Genomic DNA, 19,807 nt, shown 5'->3' with positions numbered 1-19,807 from the left:
TCCCACCCACGGTAGCCAGGACCGGGGGTGGAGGTTCAAGCGTTTTTGCGGTGGGCGAAGAACTCCGGGCCGTTCGCGCGGCCCGCGGGCTCGGGCCGCTGCGGCTGTCCGGCCCCCGGCCACGGCGCCTCCTCCGGCTGACCGGCCAGCTGCGCGAGGCCCAGCAGGTGGTGGGCGAAGCCGAGCTCGGCGCGACCCTCGAACCGCGCGGAGGTGATCACCCGGATCCGATCCGTGGCCTCGATGCGCGCTCCCACCCGGTGCAGTGCGGCCACGAGCGCCTCGTCCTCGCTGCACTCCAGCGCGGGAAACCCACCCGCACGCTCGTAGCTGCGCGCGCGCACCCCCATGTTCGCGGCGTGGATGTGCGGGTGCCCCTCCGCGAGCGTGTGCTCCCGCTGCCACAGGCGGTACACGGCCACCGGGCACTCCGCGGGGTCCGGCTCCACGGTGCCGAGCACCGCGTCCACCCCGTGCGCCGCGCGCTCCAGCTGGTGGGCAACCCAGTTCCCGGGCACCGCGGTGTCCGCGTCCGTGGAGGCGATCCACTCCGGCCGGCAGTTCGCCAGCGCCCACGACGCCGCGGCCGCTCGAGCCCCGCCCGCACTGCGCCACGATCCCGTCACCACCTCGAGCCGCGCCGTGCCCTCGGGCAGTCCCGACGCCGCCCACGCGGCGCTCGCGCGCTCCACCGTGCGGTCGGTGCACGCGTCCGCGGCGAGCACCACGGTCACGTGGAGCGGCGCGGACACGCCGGGTCCGCCGGGTCCGTCGGGTCCGTCGGGTCCGTCGGGAGACGATAGCTCGGAGTCGGCCGGCGGCGCGGCGGCGTCGTCCCCCGGCGGCGCGGGCTCCGACCCCGTGGGCACGGCAGGGACTGCCCCGGGGGCCGTCTGCGACGGCGCCCCCATCGCGCGAGCCGTGGTGCAGGCCGCCGCAATCGCCGCGGCCACGGACGCGATGCACCGTCCCACGCGCTGCTCCTCGTTGCAGGCCGGAACCACCACCGCGACCCGCCGGATCATCCCTGCTCCCGCGGCACGGGTTCGAAGATCTCCAGCTCGAAGTCCCGTTCCCGGTGGCTCACCACGCGCCGCAAATCCGGGCGGCGGCGGGCCTCGCGGTGCACGTCCGCGCCGTCCAGGGGCCAGTCCTGGATGGGGTGGCGCCAGTGGCACAGCACCAGGTGCCCCTCAGGCTCCAGGGCGGTGGCACAGCGCTCCAGCAGCTCGTCCCACTGCTCGGGCGAGCAGAAGTACCCCATCTCGCTCACCACGATCAGGTCTCTGGGAGTCCACTCCTCTCGCCACTCTGCGGGCAGCACGGCGTGGACGAGGTCGACGTTGGCGGCGCCCACCTCCGCGAGCCGGGCGCGGGCGGCACGCAGGGCGACGTCGCTCGCGTCCACCGCGGTCACGGCACCCGCCCGCTGGGCGAGCTCCGCCGTGAGCGCGCCCGTGGAGCAGCCGATGTCGAGCACACGCTCGTAGCGCGGACGCGGCAGGCAGCCGAGGAGCACCTCGCGCTTGCGCCGCTCGTACCAGGAGGTGTCCACGTCCCAGGGGTCCTCGGCGTCGGAGTGCACGCGGTCGAACACGGCTGACTGGTCCGGGGCGACCAGCACGAAGAGCTCGGCGGAGCGGTCGAAGTGCGCGAGCACGTGCTCCCCCAGCAGCACCTCGTCACCGGGCCGGTCCGAGAGCGGACGCACCTGCGTGACGTGGTGGGCCAGGGCGTCACACTTGGCCGCGCGGTCCTCTTCCGACAGCGGCACCCGCACCAGACCGCGCGGCAGGCGGGTGGGTGAGCCCCAGTGCCAGAACCACACGGGGTACTGCACGCAGCGCACACCCCGCGCACCGGCGGCGCGGGCCACCGCGCGGGCGAGCACCTCGTGGTCGGTGTGGCCGTCCCTCTCCCACGTGCAGAGCACCAGGGGCTTCTCACCCTGCTCCGCCCAGTCGAGATGCTCGGCCACGGGTTCTCGCAGCTGCTCCTCGGTGAGGCCACCGTCCGTCAGGGACAGGTACACGGGCGGCGCATCCTGCCCGGTCAGAGTCCGCACCGCGGCGGCCAGTTCCTCGTGACGCAGCCGCGCGAGCTCGGCCGGCGTGAACGTGGTGGAGTCCGGGTGGGAGTTCTCCCCGAGGGTTGCCACGACCACGCGCACCTCAGTGCCCTGCCGCGCGAGCCGGTGCACGGTGCCGCCCGCGCCGAGGGTCTCGTCGTCCGGGTGCGCGGCGAACACCACGGCGCGGTCCACCCCCGCGAGGTCCAGCTCCGGGGCACGGTGCAGGGCGCCGCAGCGGGCCCAGTCCTCCTCCGGGGTGCCCGGATCCCGGTGGTCGAAGGTCACCACGGGGTGTCCTCGGGAGCCGCTCCGGCACCGGGGACAGCCCGGGACGTTCCCGATGCCCAGCTCTCGGCGGCCGAGCGGGTCGCCCGCGCGGGGGAAGTCGCGGCGGGCCCAGTGGTTGCGGCGTCATCGACCCGGGCCGAGTCCTCGGCCGCGAGCGCCAGCAGGGTGCGCCCCAGCGCGGCGGTGTCCCGCTCGGCGTGGTCCTGGCGGATGTAGACCTGGAGGGACTCCACGCGGCGAATGTGTGCGGGGTCCCCGGTGAGCGGGCCGGGGCCCGTGGCGCGGGAGACCACGCGGATCACGGTCTCGGCGGCGTCGGCCACGGTGCGGCGCACGCGCAGGGCCCAGGCGGCACCGCGGTCCCCGGCGGCGTCGCCCGTGTCCACGGCCACGGCGGCCTGCTCCAGCACGGCGCGAGCCGCCCCGAGCGTGAGGTCCAGCTGCCCGAGGGCGGTGTGGGCGGCGTCGTCCACCGGGCGGCGGGGGTGGCGCAGCTGGCGCCACAGCAGGTCCGCAACCGACTGCGCGCCGCCCAGCCAGATGGCGGCCACACCCATGCCGCCCCACGCGAAACCGGGGCGCGTCAGGTACCACTCGTCCGCGCCGAGCGGCTCGGCCGGGACGGCCTCGAACGTGACGGGCACGGTCACGACCTCCGCGAGCCCGTGCGAAGTCCACTGCGTCACGGGCGCGGGCTGGAAGCCGGGGTGGTCGGTGGCCACGACGAACGCGCGGCGATGTCCGGTCGGCTCGCCGTGCTCGTCGGTCACGTGCGCCGTGACGACCGCGCGCGTCACGGAGTCGGCGAGCGAGCACCACGGCTTGGTGCCGGTGAGGGTCCAGGTGGTGCCCGGCTGGCCGCCCGCGCCGGTGCCCCCGGGCGGCGTCGTCGGCGTGGCCAGCAGAGGCTCCCCCGGACCCTCCGCGGCCCACACGGCCCAGGTGTCGTGGTCGGTGACGAGGTCCTCGCGACCGGCCTGGCGGAGGATCGCGAGGGCGTCCAGGTGGGGCTCGATGATGCGCGCGTGCGCCAGATCGGTGCGCCCGAGCTCGCTCAGGGTGCGCCACAGCTCGGCCGTGCGCCCCTCCCCCGGTGCGGGCAGCTGCGGCCCGAGTTCGCAGGCGCGCTCCAGGGCGTGGTCGACGAAGACCCGCACCGCGTGCGGATCTGGAACGGCGGCGGGCGGGAACGGAAGTTCTGCAGGCGCGGACACGACCATCAGCCTACGTGCAGTGACGGGCGTCTCCGCCGCACCCCGCCGGAGGTGGGGCGGGCCCTACGATGAGGGCAGACGACGGAAAGGCGCACCCATGTTCACGGTCGACCCCCACTCCACCACCCCGGTGTACGAGCAGCTCGTGGAGTGCGTGCTGCGGGACGTCTCAGCCGGGGACCTCGTGGTGGGTGACCGCATCCCGCCCGTGCGCACCCTCGCGGCGGACCTCGGGCTCGCGGCCGGGACCGTGGCCAAGGCGTACCGGGAGATGGAGACCCGAGGGATCATCGAGACCCACGGCCGCAAGGGCACGTTCATCGCGCAGGGCCGTGACGACCGGGAGTCCAGCGCGGCGCGGGCGGCCGCCGCCTACCTGGACGTGGTGGCGGGACAGCTGCACTACTCGCCCGAGGAGTGCCTGGCACTAGTGGAGCGGGCGCTGGACAGGCGTGCGGCCCAGTGAACGCCCGGTCGGCAACCACGCACCCGACCCTGTGGAGGACGACCCCGTGGATCCCGTGATCGAGACCCGCGCCCTGCACAAGCGCTTCGGCGACGTCCATGCGCTGCGCGGCATAGACCTCACCGTGGAGCGCGGCACCGTCCACGGCCTGATCGGTCCCAACGGGGCCGGGAAGTCCACGATGCTCCGCGTGCTCGTGGACATCATCCGCCCCACCGCAGGATCGGTCTCGGTGCTGGGCGTCGCACCGCACCGGGCCGCTCCCGGGCTGCGGCGCCGCATCGGCTACCTGCCGGGTGAGGTCAGATTCACCGAGCGCGGCACCGGCCACTCCGTGCTGGAGGACTTCGCCCGCATCAGCGGCCCGGTGGCGCCCGGCACCGTGGAGGAGCTGGCGCAACGGCTGGGCCTGGACCTCCACCGCCCGGTGCGCACCCTGTCCAAGGGCAACCGGCAGAAGCTCGGACTGGTCCAGGCGTTCATGCACCGCCCCGAGCTGCTGATCCTGGACGAACCCACGAGCGGGCTCGATCCCCTCATGCAGCGCGAGTTCCTCAGCATGGTCCGCGAGGCGCGGGACAACGGCCAGACGGTGCTGCTCAGTTCCCACATCCTCGGCGAGATCCAGCACACCGCGGACGCCGCCTCCATCCTGGCCCACGGCACGGTGGTGGCCGAGGGGGACATTGCCTCGCTCCGCCTGGCCGGGGCCTCCCGGGTGCACGCCGTGCTCTCCGGATCCGCACCGGGCACCGTGCGCACCTCCCTCGAGGGGCTCCCCGGGCTGAGCGAGCTGACCGTCCGGGGCACGGACGGAGCGGCGGTCCAGGTGACGGGGCTGCTGCGGGGCGAGCCGGACGCGCTGCTCAAGGCGCTGGCCCAGCACACCGTCCACGAGCTCACCCTCGAGGCCCCCGACCTCGAGGAATCCGTCCTGGAACTCTACGAGAGCACGGTGACGCGGTCATGACCACCCCCGGGCCTCACGCCACTGCGTGCCCCGTTCTGCGCCGGCAGCTGCGCGGCGGACTGCGGGGGCTGCTCTGCTGGTGCCTCGGGTTGACCGCGGTGCTGTGCCTCTACCTTCCCCTCTACCCGAGCATCCAGACCCCCGGGTTCAGCGAGATGGTCGCGGCCATGCCGCCCACGCTCACCGAGACCCTGGGCTTCGACCAGATCGCCACGGGAGCCGGCTACACCCAGGCCACCTACTTCGGCCTGCTCGGTCTGCTCATCGCCACACTGGCCAGCGTCTCCTGGGGGACTCAGCTGATCGCGGGGGCGGAGGAGTCCGGCCGCCTGGAGCTGAGCCTGACCCACGCCGTGGGCCGCGGCCAGTACGCGCTGGAGAGTCTGGGCACCCTGGTGCTGCGTGTGCTGGTGCTGTGCGCCTTGACCCTGGCGGTCGTCCTGGCGCTCAACGGCCCCGGAGAACTCTCCCTCACGCCCAGCCACGTGCTCACCACCACGGCAGCCTGGGGCGTGCTCTGCCTCGCGTTCGGGGTCACAGCACTGTCCGCCGGGGCCGCCAGCGGCCGCCACGGCCTCGCCGTGGGCACGGGGGCGGCGGTCGCCATCGCGTCCTACGCGTTCGACGCCGTGGCCCGGAGCAAGGACTCGCTGGACTGGCTCTCCACCATCTCGCCCTACCACTGGGCCTTCGGCTCGGATCCGCTGAGCACGGGAGAGGGCTGGGCGGGGATCGGTCTGCTTCTCGTCTACTCCGCGGTGGTCTACCTCCTCGGCCACCTCGCCTTCACCCGCCGGGATCTCCACGCCTGATCCGCCCCGCGGTCCGCCCGCCGCTGATTTCGCTCGACGACGCCGCACCCCCGGTGGCGGGGCACCTCACCCCGCCAGCCACCGCCCTGACCACCCGCTGGGCGGGTCTGCCGTCACACGGTCCTCCCACGTGCCGCACCTAGACTGGTGTCCCATGAAGTCCTTCGTAGCTCCCGCCCTGCTCGTGATCACCGCCGTCCTCCAGGCCATGGGGGTCTACCCCTACATCCAGGACGGCATCACGCTCGCCGGACAGCTGCTCTTCCCCATCCTCTTCGGACTCACGGCCATGTACCTCTCCCGCAAGGGCCGCCCCGGGGTCTTCGGCACCGCGCACATGGTCGTGCTGATCCTCTCCGTGGTCCTGCTGGTGCTGTCCCTGGTGGGCATGAGCCAGCAGCTGCCGTACTTCTACCCCACGATGATCATCTACTACATCGCCTTCGTGCTGCTCGTGGTGGAGTGCGGGCTGCGGATCGCCGGGCTGCCCAAGAAGGAGCGTCCCAAGGATCCCGAGCTCGACGAGGACTTCGAGGACGCAGAGGACGCGCAGGACGCCGACGAGCCCGCCCGCTGATCGCATGACCGCCCGCGGCGACGCCCACGAGGGCCCCCGTTTCGACACCGTGGTGGTGGCCGGGGGCCGCTCCTCGCGGCTCGGGGGAACTCCCAAGGCCCTGCTGCCCGTAGCGGGCTCCACTCTGCTGGCCCGCACCGTGGACGCGGCCCTGCCGTTCGGGACCGTGGTGGTCGTGGGCCCGGAGGATCTCCCACTGCCGCTATACGTGCTGCGCGTCCGCGAGGATCCCCCGTTCTCGGGGCCGGCCGCCGCGGTGGCCGCGGGCGTCGTCACCCTGGCTGCCACCCCCGAGCGGCTCCCCTGGACCGCCGTGCTCGCGTGCGACATGCCGGACGTGCACCGCGCCCTGGCGCAGCTGCGCGCGACGGCGGACCGGGCGGCGTCGGACGTGGCAGGGCTGATCGCGGTGACCGGCGAGGGACGCCGGGAGAACCTGGTGGTCCTGGCCCGCACGGACGCGCTCTCCCGCGCCCTCGCGGCTGCGCCCACCGAGAACGCGTCCCTGCGTTCCGTGTGGCGGCGGCTGGGCCCGCAGGAGGTCACCGTGCCCGCCGGGAGCACTGCGGACGTGGATACGTGGGAGGATGTTCACAGGCTCGACTCGTACTGAATCAGCACGCTGAGGAGACAAGATGCCCGGACTTCCGCACCCGCACGATGCCGCCGCCCACGAGGACCACGAGCAGTCGCAGCACCGCGAGGCCGCCGAACCGACCGCGCACTGGGCGTCCTGGGACGAGGCCCGCCGCATCGCGTACGGCGTGCCCCAGCCGCTGCCCAACATCCTCCTGCCGCTCGCCCAGTGCCTCGAGGAGACCCTTGCCGAGTCCGTGACCGCAGAGATGCCGGTCCCCCACTACGCCACGGCCGCCACGGACGGCTGGGCGGTGGCCGGCGAGGGCCCGTGGCGGGTCCGCACCCCGCAGCCCGCCGAGACCGACGAGCGGCTACTGCTGACCCTGCCCCCGGAAAAGCGCATGCTGGCCGTGGTGGAGCTGCACCCCGGGGAAGCCACCCACGTGAACACCGGGGACGCCGTTCCCTACGGAACCAGTGCCGTGCTGGAGGCCCACCGCGGTCACGTGGTGCCGGCGGACCCCGCCGCTGACGTCCCCGAGGACACCGAGCACGGACGCAGGGCCGTGGAGGGCGACACCCTGGAGGACGCCACCCCCGCCGCTCCCCTGGTGAAGAACCAGGACGTCCGCGCCGTGGGCGAGGAGATCCAGCAGGGTGACCTGCTGCTGCGTGCGGGCCGCAAGCTCAACCCCGTGCACCTGGGGCTCGCGGCGAGCGCCGGCCACGACATGCTCCCCGTACGACGCCGCCCGCGCGTCACCGTGCTGCTCGGCTACGCCAACGTGGTGGAGGACGGCATCCCCGGGCCCGGTGAGGTGCGCGACTCGCTGAGCCTGCAGCTGCCCGCGGTGCTCCGGGAACTGGGCGCGAACGTGGACCAGGTGCGCCGCGTGGCGGACGGCTGCGAGGGCATGGTCTCCGCCCTCACGGAGTCCCCCATGGGTGCGGGTTCGCTGCTGGACGCCCGCGCCGAGATGGTCGTGACCACGGGCGGCACGGGCCACGGGGAGGACGACCACGTCCGTCAGGCCCTCGAGGAGCTGGGCGCCCACCTCATCCTGGACGGGGTGGCGCAGGAACCGGCTCACGGCGTGATCCTGGCGAAGCTCCCGGAGGACGGTCCCGTGGTGCTCGCACTGCCGGGCTCGCCCCTGTGCGCCATGACCGGTCTGCTCACGGTGGGCCACGCGCTGATCGCCGGGGCCACCGGTGAGGGACTGCCCACCACCCGCCGGCTCACGGCCGGACGTGCACTGGACCCCCTGGGCCGCACCCGCGTGATCCCGGCCTACATCCAGGACGGCCGGGTGATCCCCGAGCCCACGGTGGGCCCGGCCATGCTCTCGGGCCTCGCCCACGCGGACGTGCTGCTGGTGGTCCCCGAGGACGGGATGCAGCCGGGCCAGGACATGGAGGCCATCCCGCTGCCCTGGCGGTTGTGAGCCGACTCGCGACGGAAACACGTCGAACCCCCATGACGTGAACCGGGTCTTGCGGAGATCAACCGAATCCCCACCCCAGAGGTAGCGGGCTTCGCCCTCATAAAAAGTGCAGACTTTGCCACAAAAGCGCCGATCAGTGGCAAAGTCTGCACTTTGCGTTGGAGGAGGTAGCTGCACGGCGCGCGTGGGCCACTCTCCCGTGCCGCGCCGTGCTGTGAGGTGCTGTGAGGTGCTGTGAAGTGGAGTAAATGCAGCAGAACGGGCCTCAGCGTGCTTTTACTCCACTAGAGAGCACCATGATTTCGCTCCGCTGCCGACCAGCGGGGCGCCCCGCCAGTAGGGGCGCGCCTCCGGTCGGGCCGCACCGTCAGCAGAGGCCCGCCGCCGGTCGGGGACCCCGGTAGGGGCGCCCCCACCGATCACGCCGGCTGCGGCTGTCACGCCGTCACGCCGTCACGAAGTACGTGATCGCCCCCACGATGAACGTCAGGGACGCCAGCAGCGCGCACGTGAGCTCCAGCAAGATCCCCACCCCCATGGCCTTGGCCGCCACCCAGGAACTGGCCAGCGCCGTGTTGAGGTTGCGGTTGCGCACGGTCTCGGAGAGCAGCAGCCCCACCAGGAACCCCACGAACAGGCCCACCACCGGGATCACGAACATCCCGACCACGGCGCCCACCACTCCGAAGAGCAGCGTGCGGTTGGGGATGGCCCGGCGCTTGAGCTTGCTGCTGGTGAGCACCATGCTCGAGGACAGCCCCGCGATCAGCAGGGTCCCACCCAGGGCGAGCACCACCCACCCCTCGGGGGCGTTCACCACGAAGGCCCAGATCACCAGCCCGATCAGCGCCAGGATGGATCCGGGCAGCACGGGGATCACGATTCCCACGCAGCCCACGATGATGAGGGCGACGGTCACGATGGTGGCAATGATGTCTGCGGTCACCGCCCCATCGTACGGTGACGGCCCCGTGGGCGACGGCGCTCCCGCCCCGGTGCGGTGAGAGGCCCGGCCCTCGCCGCTCGCCTGCCCACCGGGCCACCTCTCCGGCCCCATCGCTCACTTGACGACCGGGCCACCTCCCCGGCCGCCAGCGCCCGAACGCCCGCACCGGTCGGACGCCCGCACCGATCGGGCGCCAGGACCGGTCGGTCGCACGACCGCGCCCCCGCCGCCCGGCACCTGAGGTGCGTGGGCCGCGGGGGCGCGGTGCGGCGTCGTCGGGCGGGGCCGACGGCGTGAGGATCAGTCTACGAGCGCCCCGCGCAGGGTGCGCAGCGCCACGGACAGCGCGGCGAGCTCGGCGCCGGCGTCGTCCGACTCGGACATGGACTCGATCTCGTCCAGCACCTCCCGCAGCCGCTCGAGCCGGTCCGCGTTCTCCTGCTCCCACGCCTGCACCTTCTGCTGGGCGTCCTCACCCGGGGACTCGAGCGCCTGCGCGGCGAGCGCCACCAGCGTGGAGTACAGGTCCTCGCGCATCGCGATCCGCGCCATGTTCTCCCAGCGGGTGGTCTGCGGCAGGGCGCTGATGCGGTTGAGCAGGTTCTCCAGCCCGTAGCGGTCGAACAGGGAGAAGTAGACGCGCGCGATCATCTGCACGCTCACGCCGTTCCCGTCCGTTCCCCCGGTCAGGCCGCGCCCGGAGGACGACGCCGCCGCGCCGCCTCCGTCGCCCGCCGTCCCGTCATGCGCCGGGCCGGTGATGCCCTGCTGCTCGGCGAGCCGCGCCACGTCCAGCAGCGCGAACGCGTCCAGCAGCTCCGCCCACTCGACCGCGAGGTCCCGCGGCACGCCGTGGCGCTCGGCGAGCTCCGCCTCGGTCTGGGTGCGCTCCTCGGACTCCGGGCCCATCAGGTGCTCGGAGCCGAAGCGCAGGGCCACGATGGGACGGTAGGTGTCCACGAGCTCCTGGATCCCGGTGTCCGCGTCCTGGCGGTGCAGGAACCAGCGGACCACGCGGTCCAGCAGGCGCCGCATGCGCAGCGACATCCGGTTCCACACCTCCAGGGGCACGTCCGCACCCAGCTGGGCGTGGCGGTCGGCGTAGCTCTCCAGCTCGAAGATCTCCATGGCCGCGGTGAACGCGCGCGCCACGTCCGCGAGGTCCGAACCGGAGTCGTCCACCACGCGGTACGCGAACGCGATCCCGCCGAAGTTGATGATCTGGTTGGCCACCACGGTGGAGATGATCTCCTTGCGCAGCGGGTGGGTGTCCAGCTCCGCGTCGAAGCGCTCCCGGATCTGCGCCGGGAAGTACTGGGACAGCGTGCGGTGGAACCACGGGTCGTCCGCGAGGTCGCTGTCCACGAGCGCCGCCGTGAGCTGGATCTTGGCGTACGCCGTGAGCACGGACAGTTCCGGGCCGGTCAGGGGCTGGCCCTGAGCGGCACGCTCACGCAGCTCGGCGTCGGAGGGCAGGAACTCCAGCTCCCGGTTGAGGTCCGCGGTGTCCTCGAGCCAGTGCATGAGCCGGATGAACATCTCCGTGAAGGAGACCCCGCGGGCGCGCTCGGTGGTGAGCAGCACGTTCTGCGCCACGTTGGTGCGCAGCACCAGCTCCGCCACCTCGTCCGTCATGGACTCGATGAACTCGGCGCGCTCCTCCGCGGAGAGCAGCCCGGCCTGGACCATGCCGTCCACGAGGATCTTGATGTTCACCTCGCGGTCGGAGGACTCCACACCCCCGGAGTTGTCGATCGCGTCCGTGTTCACCAGGATCCCGTTCAGCGCGGCCTCGATGCGCCCGAGCTGGGTGGCGCCCAGGTTGCCGCCCTCGCCGATCACCTTGACGCGCAGGTCCTCGCCGTTGACGCGGATGGCGTCGTTGGCCTTGTCCCCGACCTCCTGGTGGGTCTCGGAGGAGGCCTTCACGTAGGTGCCGATGCCGCCGTTGTAGAGCAGGTCCGCCGGCGCGAGCAGGATGCGGCGCACGAGCTCCTGCGGGCTGAGCGACTCCACACCGTCCTCGATGCCCAGCGCCTCGCGCACCTGCGGGGTGAGCGGGATGGACTTCTCGCGGCGCGAGTACACGCCGCCGCCCTCGGAGATCACGCTGCGGTCGAAGTCCTGCCACGAGGTGCGCCCCGCGTTGAACAGCCGCTCACGCTCCTTGTAGGAGGCCGCGGCGTCCGGGGTGGGGTCCAGGAAGATGTCCCGGTGGTCGAACGCGGCGATCAGGTGGATGTGCTCGGAGAGCAGCATCCCGTTGCCGAACACGTCCCCGGACATGTCCCCCACGCCCACCACGGTGAACGCCTCGGACTGGGTGTCCACGCCGAGCTCGAAGAAGTGGCGCTTCACGGACTCCCACGCACCGCGGGCGGTGATGCCCATGGCCTTGTGGTCGTAGCCCACGGAGCCGCCGGACGCGAACGCGTCCCCGAGCCAGAAGCCGCGGTCCAGGGAGATCGCGTTCGCGGTGTCGGAGAACGCCGCCGTGCCCTTGTCAGCCGCGACCACCAGGTAGGAGTCGTCGCCGTCGCGGCGCACCACGTTCTCGGGGTGCACCACGGTGTCCCCGGCCTCGCCGGAGGTCTCGGCGGAACCGCTCGCACCGCCCTCGGCACCCGGGGTGGCATCCCCGCGGGACGACGACGCCGCACCCTGCCCGGTCTCGTCCGTCCCGTTCTGCGCGGAGACCTCCTGGCCGGCACCGGTCTCCGCCTCGCGCACGATGTTGTCGGTGACGTCCAGCAGGGACGCGATGAACAGCTTGAAGGCCTCGCGCCCCTCGGTCAGCCAGCCCTCGCGGTCCGTCGCGGGGTCCGGCAGCTGCTTGGGGAAGAACCCGCCCTTCGCGCCCGTGGGCACGATCACGGCGTTCTTGACCATCTGGGCCTTGACCAGGCCCAGCACCTCGGTGCGGAAGTCCTCGCGGCGGTCGGACCAGCGCAGACCGCCGCGGGCCACCTGGCCGAAGCGCAGGTGCGTGCCCTCCACGCGCGGGGACCACACCCAGATCTCGAAGGCCGGGCGCGGCTGCGGTGCCGCGGGGATGGCCGCGGGGTCCAGCTTGAACGCCATGGTGGGGCGGTTCTGGAACACGTTGGTGCGCAGGGTGGCCGTGACCACGTCCGCGAGCGCCCGGAACAGGCGGTCCGCGTCCAGGCTGGGAACGCTCTCCAGCACCTCGGCCAGCCGCTGGAGGGCGGCCTCGCGCGCCTGGCCGCGGGCGGCGTCGTCGTCCGTGAAGCGGGACGGGTCGAAGCTCGCGGAGAACAGCTCGGCGAGCTCGTGCGTGGCCTGCGGGTGGTCCACCAGGGTGTCCGCGATGAACTCGAACGAGTTGGGGTAGTTCAGCTGCAGCAGGTAGCGCACGTAGGCGCGCATCACGGCCACGGTGCGCCAGCCCATGCGCTCGGTGAGCACCAGGCGGTCCATGCTGTCGGACTCGGAGCGGTTGGAGAGCACCGCGCACAGGGTGTCCTCGATGAGGTCCTCCGTCTTGGCGTCCTCGGGGCCCTCGGGGTCCACGCCCTCGGGCAGCTCCACGCCGAAGTCGTAGAGCTGGAACTCGCGGCCGTCCGCGGGGGTGACCGTGTAGGGGCGCTGGTCCAGCACGCGCAGGCCCATGTTGTGCAGCAGGGGCAGCAGCTCGGTGAGGGACAGGGACTGCGTGAGGTAGATGTTCAGCCGGACCTGGCCGTCCTCGGTCTGCGCCACACGGACCTCGGCGGGCAGGTCCGGGTCGCGGCCCCACAGCTTCTCGCAGCGCTTGAGGTCCTGGATGGCCTCCTCGATCTCGTAGTCCTCGCGGTACGAGCCCGGGAACGCGTCCGCCCACACGGGGCCCAGCGCGCCGGCCTTCTCGTCCTCGAACTCCTGGCCGATCGCGCGGCCCAGGGACTCGGGCCAGGAGCGCACCGCGGCGCGCAGGCGGGACTCGAGGTCCTCGTGGTCGAAGTCCCGCACCTCGCCCGTGTAGGGCAGCCGGATGCGGAAGAACAGGCGGGCCAGGGAGGAGGAGGTCAGGCGCACCTCGAAGTCGATGGCCTCGGCGTCGAAGACCTCGAACAGCTGGGTCTCGATGCGCTGACGCACCGAGGTGTTGTAGCGGTCCCTGGGCAGGAACACCACCGCGGACATGAAGCGCCCGAAGGTGTCCTGGCGCAGGAACAGGCGGGTCTGGCGGCGCTCGTTGAGCCCCAGCACGCCACCGGCCGTCTCGTAGAGCTTCTCCGCGGACATGTGGAACAGCTCGTCCCGCGGGTAGTCCTCGATGATCCCCATGAGGTCACGGGCGGAGTGCGAGTCCGGGAGGAAGCCGAAGCGCTCGACCACGCGCTCCACCTTCTCCCGCACGAGCGGGGTCTGCTGCGCGGGCACGGAGTAGGCGTGACGGGAGAACAGACCCAGGATCAGGTACTCCCCGTCCACGTCCCCGTTCTCGGCGAACGTGCGCACACCGATGTAGTCCAAGTACTCGCGGCGGTGGATCGAGGAGCGGCGGTTCGCCTTGGTCACGAACACCACCTGGTGGTCGCGGGCGTGCGCGCTGCCCAGACCCGTGAGCTTCTGCGCGTGGCCCTCGGACCCCTGCTCCCGCAGGAGCCCCAGGCCCGTGTCCGGGCGGGAGTGCAGCACGGCGTCCTCGCCGTCCGCCTCGAGGTCGTAGCGCTTGATGCCCATGAACACGAAGTTGCCGTCCCGCAGCCACTGCAGGAAGTCCTGGGAGGCGCGGACGTCCGGAAGCCGGGAGCCGTCCTGGAACGTGAGGTTCTCGAGGGGCGCGAGGGAGTCTGCGATCACCCGGGCCTGCTCGTGCATGGCCTCCTGGTCCTCGGCCACCCGGCTCACGTCCGCCACCAGCGACTCGATGTGACGGGCCAGCTCACCGCGTTCCACCTGGTCCAGGGAACGGTGCAGCTCCATGCGGATCCACGACTCCACCGCGGTGGACGAGTCACGGCCCCCGGCTGCCGCCCCGGCCAGCTCGTCCGTGATGGGGATGGCCGTGGTGTCACCGGAGGACACCGCGGAGATGTTGGGGACCTCGTCCAGGGACGTGAGCTCGTGGGAGCCGGCGTCGCGCACGGCCAGCAGCAGCGGGTGCAGCACCAGCTTGGCGCCACCCCAGTTGGCGGCGATCTCCGTGGTCAGCGTGGACACCAGGAACGGCATGTCGGTGGTGACCATGTAGAGCACGGTGACCCCGTGGTCCTCGCGGACGTCGATGCACAGCTCGCCGGCGCCGCGGGTGCGGCCCACCTCCCGGTGGGTCTCGGCCCGGTCGGTGAGCACCGGTTCCTGGGTGCCCACAAGGTCCGCGTCCGGCGCGGAGCGGTAGTACTCGTTGATCCATGCCTGCGCTCCGCTCCATCGCGGTCGCTGCCACACCGTGGGGATGGCCTGGGTGGTGGCTTGAGGAGAGGTCACTACTGCATCACGCCTTAGCTGTCGTTGAGTCGGGGATCGTAACTCCACGGCGTGGCACGTGACGCCCTGTGGGGCACCTCCGGGCAGGGTCCACCGGAACGCTCTCCCGGAGTCCACGACCTCTGCACCGCCCACGGCCACACTGCCGCATGTTCCACCACCATAGGACCCGAAACGCACGGGGACCAGACACGGCGCGTGTTCACCGCAGGGTTGCACGGTCCTACACTCGTGCGGTCACGGTTTTCCCGCTCGCATCCCCCTGCACGGGCCGGTGCGGGCGCCCGTGGCGCCACCGACGGGCACCCGGCCCGCCCCCCAAGACAGAGAGCAGGGCAGCCATGACCACCGTGAAACCCGCAGACGTGGTGACGGACGCCGTCGCCGCCGGACAGGCGAAGGCGACCGCCTCGTCCGGTGCCCTGGTGCTGCGCGGCGTGCTGGGCGGCGCCGTCCTGGCGGCCACCACCTCGTTCGCCGTGTCCGCGACCGTGAGCTCGGGATCCCCCGTGGTGGGGGCCGTGCTGTTCCCCGCCGGGATCACGATCGTGATCCTCATGGGGATGGAGCTCGTCACGGGCGGTTTCGCCCTGACCCCCATGGCGGCGGTGCGCGGGCTCGTGCCGTGGTCCGCCGTGGGTCGCTACAGCCTCATGGTGGTCGTCGGCCACATCATCGGCGCCGCCGCGTTCGCCCTGCTCTACGCGGGCGCGCTCACGGGCTTCGGCTCGCACGACGCCGGTGCGCTCGGGCAGAAGTTCGTGGACACCGCCCAGGCCAAGACCACCGCGTACGCCGCCATGGGAGGCGCCGGCATGGCCACGGTCCTGGTCAAGGCCGTGCTGTGCAACTGGCTCGTCTGCCTGGGAGTGTTCATGGGCATGGTCTCCAAGGACACGATCGGGAAGATTGCGGCCATCTGGCTGCCCATCATGGCGTTCTACGGGCTGGGCTTCGAGCACGCGGTGGTCAACTTCTTCATGATCCCCATGGGCATGCTCCTGGGCGCGGACGTCTCGTTCGGCGACTGGTGGCTGTGGAACCAGATCCCCGTGCTCGTGGGCAACTTCGTGGGCGGGTTCGTGTTCACGGGGCTATCACTGCTGCACGCCCACCGCCCAGCTCGCTCTCACCAGGACGACGCCGCGGGCCCGTCTACCACCTCGGCCGGCAGCTCCCCGGGCACCGCGTCCTGAGCGGGGCCCGGCGGACGGGCGCCGCAGACGGGCGCGGGAAACGTCTGGCGAGACCCGTTCAGTCCGCGGACAGCACCTGCTCCGCGGTGACCGTGAGCACCTGACCGTTCTCCAGGCTGGGCAGCTCGGTGTCCAGCACACGGTCCAGGGTGAGCCGGATGAGGGTGCCGTGGGCCACCACCATCACGTCCTTGCCGGGGAAGTCCGCGAGGATCGTGCGCAGCACCGAGAGCCCCCGCTGCACCACGTCCTCGGTGGCCTCACCGTGCTTCTCCATCATGGCGTGGCGCTCGTTGTCGCCCATTCCCGTGCAGTCGCGGCCCTCCACGTCACCGAAGGCGCGCTCCACGAGATCCTCGTAGGTGCGGGAGAGCTCCAGCCCGATCTCCCGCCCGATGACCTGCGCGGTCTCCCTGGCGCGCTGCAGCGGTGAGGAGACCAGCACGTCCCAGTGCCCGCCCGAGGCCGCCAGCTCGCGGCCCACCGCTCGTGCCTGCTCCCGGCCGGTGTCGTTGAGGGGGATGTCCGAGCGTCCCTGCAGCCGGCGCTGCAGGTTCCAGTCGGTCTGGCCGTGGCGGATCAGGGTCAGGGTCGTTTCACTCACCCACCCAACCTACCCCCGGGCCACGGCCACGGACGGACGACGCCGCCCGCGCCCCACGGCACGTCCGGCGGAGGACACCGTGCCGGTTCCGCAGGGTGGCCCCTGAGAGCTCAACGCCCCGTGAGCCGCCCCCTCGCGGAGCGCGGCACCCCGCCATTCGGGGGCCCGGCAGAGCACGACGCCGCGCCCCCGATCGGCGGGGCGCGGCGTCGTGGTACCGGCAGTGCCGGGAGACAAGACCTCAGACGCGGGGCTCGTCCTGGGTCTCGATGTCCACGCGCTCCTTGCGCAGGGTGTCCTCGACGACCTCGGTGCGCTCCACCCGACGGGCCACGAGACGCACGCGCTGGTAGGGCACACGCACGGTCTGCACCACGGGCTCGGAGCGGTAGAGGATGACCTCGTCCTCCCCGAGCGGCAGCTCGCGGCCGTCCAGGAACGCCTGGCGCTCCTCGGCCGTGATGGGCGTGCGCACCAGGTCCGGCTCCTCGGAGCCCAGGGTGACCTCCTGGCGCACGGGCTCGGTGACCACGTACTTGCGCAGCCGGGCGCGGCCCGTCTCGGCCTGCTCCCGCTCGATGACCAGCCGCTCCTCGTGACGGATCACGGAGGCGTGGTCCTCGTGGTGGGCTGCTGCTGCGTGGCGGGGATTGCGCGGGTCCTGCCCCGGCGCGGTGTGCTGTGCTGCCATCCTGACCTCCTGGGAGAGTGTGGGTCCGAGATTATCAGCAGGGTTGCCACCCCCGCTCCCCGAGTAGCATGGGGGGACTTCGCTGCGATCCCGGGAGGACGGGCCGATGAGCTACTCGGATGACGGAAACGGCTTCTTCACACGCGCCCTGGACGCGGAGGACCGAGGTGACCACACCCTGGCGGAGACCTCCTACCGGCAGGCCATCGAGCTCTTCCAGGAGTCCGGCCCCGCGCACAGGGAACTCGCCGCGTGCCACTACAACCTGGGGCACATCCACCTGGTCATGGACCGCACCAGCAAGGCGGTGGCGGAGTACCAGAGCGCCCTGGAGCACTTCTCCCGGCTGGAGGGCAGCGGCAAGCACAAAGCCCGTGCGCACCTGATCCTGGGGTCGCTCCTCGTGGAGACCGGTGACCTGCACGGCGCGGAGACGCATCTCCTCGACGCCCTCGGGCAGTACCTGGACGCCCCGCACGAGCCGCGGGACCAGGCGGACTGCTACGTCAACCTCGCGCGCGTCTACCGGGAGACCCGCCGCCACGCCCAGGCCGTGACCGCCTACAACCGCGCCGTGGACTTCTACGAGCAGGACCCGGACTCGTTCCGGGACCGTTCCGACTGCTTCACCGAGCTGGGCGCTCTCCACGAGTCTGCGGGGCAGCTGGACGAGTCCGCCGCGGCCTTCGCGGAGGCGGCCCGGCTGCGGCGCGCCGCCGAGCAGCACGGCGGACGCGCGTGAGCCACTCCTTGGTCTTCGGATGCATGAACCTGGGCGGTGCCTGGGGCCAGGAGCGCATCCCGGCCGCCCAGTACGACGCCGCCCGCGACGCCGTGCACGCCGCGCACCGTGCCGGGTACACGCTCTTCGACCACGCGGACATCTACATCGGCGGGGACTCCGAGACCGTGTTCGGGCGGATCATCGGCGAGGACGCCGTGCTGCGCCAGGCCGTGCAGGTCCAGACCAAGTGCGGCATCCGGCTCCCCGGGAACACCGCTCCCGCGGGGGCTCCCGCCCACTACCGGCTGGACCGGGACGCCGTCCGCTCCTCGCTCGAGGGTTCCCTGCAACGGCTCGGGGTGGACCGGGTGGAGCGGCTGTTCCTGCACCGCCCGGATCCCCTGACGCCCCCGGAGGAGACCGCCGCCGCCCTGGACGAGCTGCACCAGGAGGGGCTCATCGGCTCCGTGGGGCTGTCCAACATGACCACGGAGCACGTGGTGGAGCTGCGCCGCCACCTGCGGGCACCCGTCACTGCCGTGCAGATGCAGCTGAGCCTGGCCCACCGGAACCTCGTGGAGGCCCAGGTGCTGGCCAACCACCCGGACGGGGCCGCCGTGTCCTTCCCCCGCGGCCTGCCGGAGCTGTGCGCCGCGGAGGGCATCGAGATCCAGGCGTGGGGTGCGCTCGCCGGCGGCGTCTACTCCGGTGCCACCCCTCCCCGGGCCTCCGCCGCGGCCCACGGCCCCTCGGACCAGGGCGAGGCGGGTCGGCGGGACCGCCCGGCCGCCGACGCCGCGGGGGAACCGGACCGTGCGGCGTCGTCCGCCGGTGCCGGGGGCCTCCCCGACACGCCCGAGGAGCGCACGAGCGCGCTGGTCGCCCGACTCGCGGAGCGCCTGGAGGTGCCGGCGGAGGCCGTGGTGGTCGGCTGGCTGCTGCGACTGCCCCACGGCATCCGCCCCGTGGTGGGGACGCTGAATCCCCGGCGGATCGCGGCCTGTGCGCAGGCTCCCCGGGCGGCGCAGCTCATGACGCACGAGGACTGGTACGCCCTGTGGACCGCGGCACGCGGACGCCCGCTGCCGTAGCCCCGCAGTCCTGATGCGCGCCTCCCGTCACCGAACAGTGACCATTCGGTGCTTGCCTGTCCCCCGAGCCGGGGATATTTTCGATCGTTAAGAAGGCGCGGCGGGCTGCCGCGCGGCCGACAGGAAGATGGCAAGCATGGAGCATGACTGGCTCACCCGAGTGCCCGGGCACGTCGTGTGCCGCCCGGACCAGTTCGGCTACCGCACGGACCTCCCGGTGCTCGACGCCCCCGCGGGCCGCCGCCTCCGGGTGGACGGGCTCACGGACGTGGAGCTGCGCGTGGGATCCGGGCACCACCAGTTCGTCATCACCCACGCGGGGCAGAGCTGGGTGGAGACGGTGGGGGTCTTCGAGGACGGCGCCGCCGAGCTGCCCATCCTGCGCGACATCTCGCACCCCTGCCCCTTCGCCTCCCGCGTGGAGGTGGGCTGCACCGTCACCGAGCACTCCGCCCGCGGACTGCGCAAGGAGCTCGCGCGGATCCGGACCACGCTGGAGAGCGCGCCCCTGGCGGTCTGCGTCCAGGACCCGGAGGAGCCGGCCGCCATCACGGCAGCCACGTGCCACGTGGACCGGGAGTCCCACGCCCTGCTGTGGTGGACCTGGCGCGTGCTGCCCGAGCACGGCGCGGTCCTGCGCACGCGCGCCGAGCTGCAGTTCGCCACGGCCCCGGGCGTCGCGGCCTGAGCCCTGCGCGCC

General features: G+C 72.5%; 17 protein-coding genes. 10 read left to right on the top strand and 7 right to left on the bottom strand.

Annotation, left to right across the window (positions count from 1 at the left end; translation table 11 throughout):
* Nucleotides 1–35: 35 nt before the first annotated feature.
* The 3 genes from P8S73_RS09065 to P8S73_RS09055 form a co-directional block, all read right to left on the bottom strand.
* The gene (locus tag P8S73_RS09065; protein WP_237573697.1) at nt 36–752 is read right to left on the bottom strand and encodes a glycosyltransferase family 2 protein; all 717 of its coding nucleotides are present in this window, start codon (nt 750–752) and stop codon (nt 36–38) included.
* 269 nt (nt 753–1,021) lie between these two features.
* Complete coding sequence (locus P8S73_RS09060; RefSeq protein WP_039100966.1) at nt 1,022–2,359, bottom strand: PIG-L family deacetylase; 1,338 nt, start codon at nt 2,357–2,359, stop codon at nt 1,022–1,024.
* Nucleotides 2,353–3,579, bottom strand: coding sequence for an acyl-CoA dehydrogenase family protein (locus P8S73_RS09055; protein ID WP_237573698.1), 1,227 nt, complete (start codon nt 3,577–3,579; stop codon nt 2,353–2,355). Before P8S73_RS09055 ends, P8S73_RS09060 begins: the two co-directional genes overlap by 7 nt.
* Before the next feature lie 91 nt (nt 3,580–3,670).
* Between P8S73_RS09055 and P8S73_RS09050 the strand changes: the two genes are divergently transcribed.
* The 6 genes from P8S73_RS09050 to P8S73_RS09025 all read left to right on the top strand — a co-directional run bounded on the left by P8S73_RS09050 (nt 3,671) and on the right by P8S73_RS09025 (nt 8,422).
* Entirely contained in the window at nt 3,671–4,039 is a 369-nt protein-coding gene (locus P8S73_RS09050) for a GntR family transcriptional regulator (protein WP_039100967.1), read from the top strand.
* A 46-nt stretch (nt 4,040–4,085) separates the two neighbouring features.
* Nucleotides 4,086–5,009, top strand: coding sequence for an ATP-binding cassette domain-containing protein (locus P8S73_RS09045; RefSeq protein ID WP_396350343.1), 924 nt, complete (start codon nt 4,086–4,088; stop codon nt 5,007–5,009).
* The gene (locus P8S73_RS09040) at nt 5,006–5,821 is read left to right on the top strand and encodes an ABC transporter permease subunit (protein WP_059280707.1); all 816 of its coding nucleotides are present in this window, start codon (nt 5,006–5,008) and stop codon (nt 5,819–5,821) included. Before P8S73_RS09045 ends, P8S73_RS09040 begins: the two co-directional genes overlap by 4 nt.
* Nucleotides 5,822–5,975: 154 nt before the next feature.
* A complete protein-coding gene (locus tag P8S73_RS09035; RefSeq protein ID WP_121566216.1) occupies nt 5,976–6,398 on the top strand; it encodes a hypothetical protein in 423 nt (140 codons plus the stop codon).
* A gap of 4 nt (nt 6,399–6,402) precedes the next feature.
* Complete coding sequence (locus tag P8S73_RS09030) at nt 6,403–7,011, top strand: molybdenum cofactor guanylyltransferase (RefSeq protein WP_191550802.1); 609 nt, start codon at nt 6,403–6,405, stop codon at nt 7,009–7,011.
* Nucleotides 7,012–7,033: 22 nt separating this feature from the next.
* Nucleotides 7,034–8,422 (top strand): molybdopterin molybdotransferase MoeA, encoded by a 1,389-nt coding sequence (locus tag P8S73_RS09025; RefSeq protein ID WP_191550803.1) that lies wholly within the window; start codon nt 7,034–7,036, stop codon nt 8,420–8,422.
* Between the two features lie 445 nt (nt 8,423–8,867).
* On the opposite strand, the gene P8S73_RS09020 is transcribed toward P8S73_RS09025, so the two are convergent.
* Together P8S73_RS09020 and P8S73_RS09015 are read right to left on the bottom strand one after the other, a co-directional pair.
* Nucleotides 8,868–9,368 (bottom strand): DUF456 domain-containing protein, encoded by a 501-nt coding sequence (locus P8S73_RS09020; RefSeq protein WP_047979373.1) that lies wholly within the window; start codon nt 9,366–9,368, stop codon nt 8,868–8,870.
* A gap of 300 nt (nt 9,369–9,668) precedes the next feature.
* A complete protein-coding gene (locus tag P8S73_RS09015) occupies nt 9,669–14,801 on the bottom strand; it encodes an NAD-glutamate dehydrogenase (RefSeq protein ID WP_396350342.1) in 5,133 nt (1,710 codons plus the stop codon).
* Nucleotides 14,802–15,142: 341 nt separating this feature from the next.
* Between P8S73_RS09015 and P8S73_RS09010 the strand changes: the two genes are divergently transcribed.
* Complete coding sequence (locus P8S73_RS09010) at nt 15,143–15,997, top strand: formate/nitrite transporter family protein (RefSeq protein ID WP_019311081.1); 855 nt, start codon at nt 15,143–15,145, stop codon at nt 15,995–15,997.
* A gap of 58 nt (nt 15,998–16,055) precedes the next feature.
* Here P8S73_RS09010 and P8S73_RS09005 read toward each other — a convergent pair whose 3' ends face one another.
* Nucleotides 16,056–16,601 carry a histidine phosphatase family protein gene (locus tag P8S73_RS09005; protein WP_019311080.1) on the bottom strand — a complete coding sequence of 182 codons (546 nt, stop codon included), beginning with the start codon at nt 16,599–16,601 and terminating at the stop codon, nt 16,056–16,058.
* Nucleotides 16,602–16,842: 241 nt separating this feature from the next.
* Nucleotides 16,843–17,292 carry a YsnF/AvaK domain-containing protein gene (locus tag P8S73_RS09000; RefSeq protein ID WP_019311079.1) on the bottom strand — a complete coding sequence of 150 codons (450 nt, stop codon included), beginning with the start codon at nt 17,290–17,292 and terminating at the stop codon, nt 16,843–16,845.
* Between the two features lie 106 nt (nt 17,293–17,398).
* Between P8S73_RS09000 and P8S73_RS08995 the strand changes: the two genes are divergently transcribed.
* The 3 genes from P8S73_RS08995 to P8S73_RS08985 all read left to right on the top strand — a co-directional run bounded on the left by P8S73_RS08995 (nt 17,399) and on the right by P8S73_RS08985 (nt 19,795).
* On the top strand, nt 17,399–18,034 hold the full coding sequence (locus P8S73_RS08995) for a tetratricopeptide repeat protein (RefSeq protein ID WP_019311078.1): 636 nt from the start codon (nt 17,399–17,401) through the stop codon (nt 18,032–18,034).
* Nucleotides 18,031–19,107 (top strand): aldo/keto reductase, encoded by a 1,077-nt coding sequence (locus P8S73_RS08990; protein WP_235005115.1) that lies wholly within the window; start codon nt 18,031–18,033, stop codon nt 19,105–19,107. Before P8S73_RS08995 ends, P8S73_RS08990 begins: the two co-directional genes overlap by 4 nt.
* A gap of 136 nt (nt 19,108–19,243) precedes the next feature.
* The gene (locus tag P8S73_RS08985) at nt 19,244–19,795 is read left to right on the top strand and encodes a DUF2617 family protein (protein WP_019311076.1); all 552 of its coding nucleotides are present in this window, start codon (nt 19,244–19,246) and stop codon (nt 19,793–19,795) included.
* The last annotated feature ends 12 nt before the right edge of the window (nt 19,796–19,807 follow it).

This window comes from Kocuria sp. ChxB (genome assembly GCF_044359605.1).
Taxonomy (GTDB): domain Bacteria; phylum Actinomycetota; class Actinomycetes; order Actinomycetales; family Micrococcaceae; genus Kocuria; species Kocuria rhizophila.
The sequence above is the reverse complement of the archived record's forward strand: the minus strand, read 5'-3'. Positions and strand labels throughout refer to the sequence as shown.

Coding starts and splice junctions, on each gene's coding strand:
- P8S73_RS08995 (WP_019311078.1), top strand. CDS start 17,399: ATGAGCTACTCGGATGACGGAAACGGCTTCTTCACACGCGCCCTGGAC.
- P8S73_RS08985 (WP_019311076.1), top strand. CDS start 19,244: ATGGAGCATGACTGGCTCACCCGAGTGCCCGGGCACGTCGTGTGCCGC.
- P8S73_RS09035 (WP_121566216.1), top strand. CDS start 5,976: ATGAAGTCCTTCGTAGCTCCCGCCCTGCTCGTGATCACCGCCGTCCTC.
- P8S73_RS09055 (WP_237573698.1), bottom strand. CDS start 3,579: ATGGTCGTGTCCGCGCCTGCAGAACTTCCGTTCCCGCCCGCCGCCGTT.
- P8S73_RS09025 (WP_191550803.1), top strand. CDS start 7,034: ATGCCCGGACTTCCGCACCCGCACGATGCCGCCGCCCACGAGGACCAC.
- P8S73_RS09050 (WP_039100967.1), top strand. CDS start 3,671: ATGTTCACGGTCGACCCCCACTCCACCACCCCGGTGTACGAGCAGCTC.
- P8S73_RS09000 (WP_019311079.1), bottom strand. CDS start 17,292: ATGGCAGCACAGCACACCGCGCCGGGGCAGGACCCGCGCAATCCCCGC.
- P8S73_RS09010 (WP_019311081.1), top strand. CDS start 15,143: ATGACCACCGTGAAACCCGCAGACGTGGTGACGGACGCCGTCGCCGCC.
- P8S73_RS09040 (WP_059280707.1), top strand. CDS start 5,006: ATGACCACCCCCGGGCCTCACGCCACTGCGTGCCCCGTTCTGCGCCGG.
- P8S73_RS09030 (WP_191550802.1), top strand. CDS start 6,403: ATGACCGCCCGCGGCGACGCCCACGAGGGCCCCCGTTTCGACACCGTG.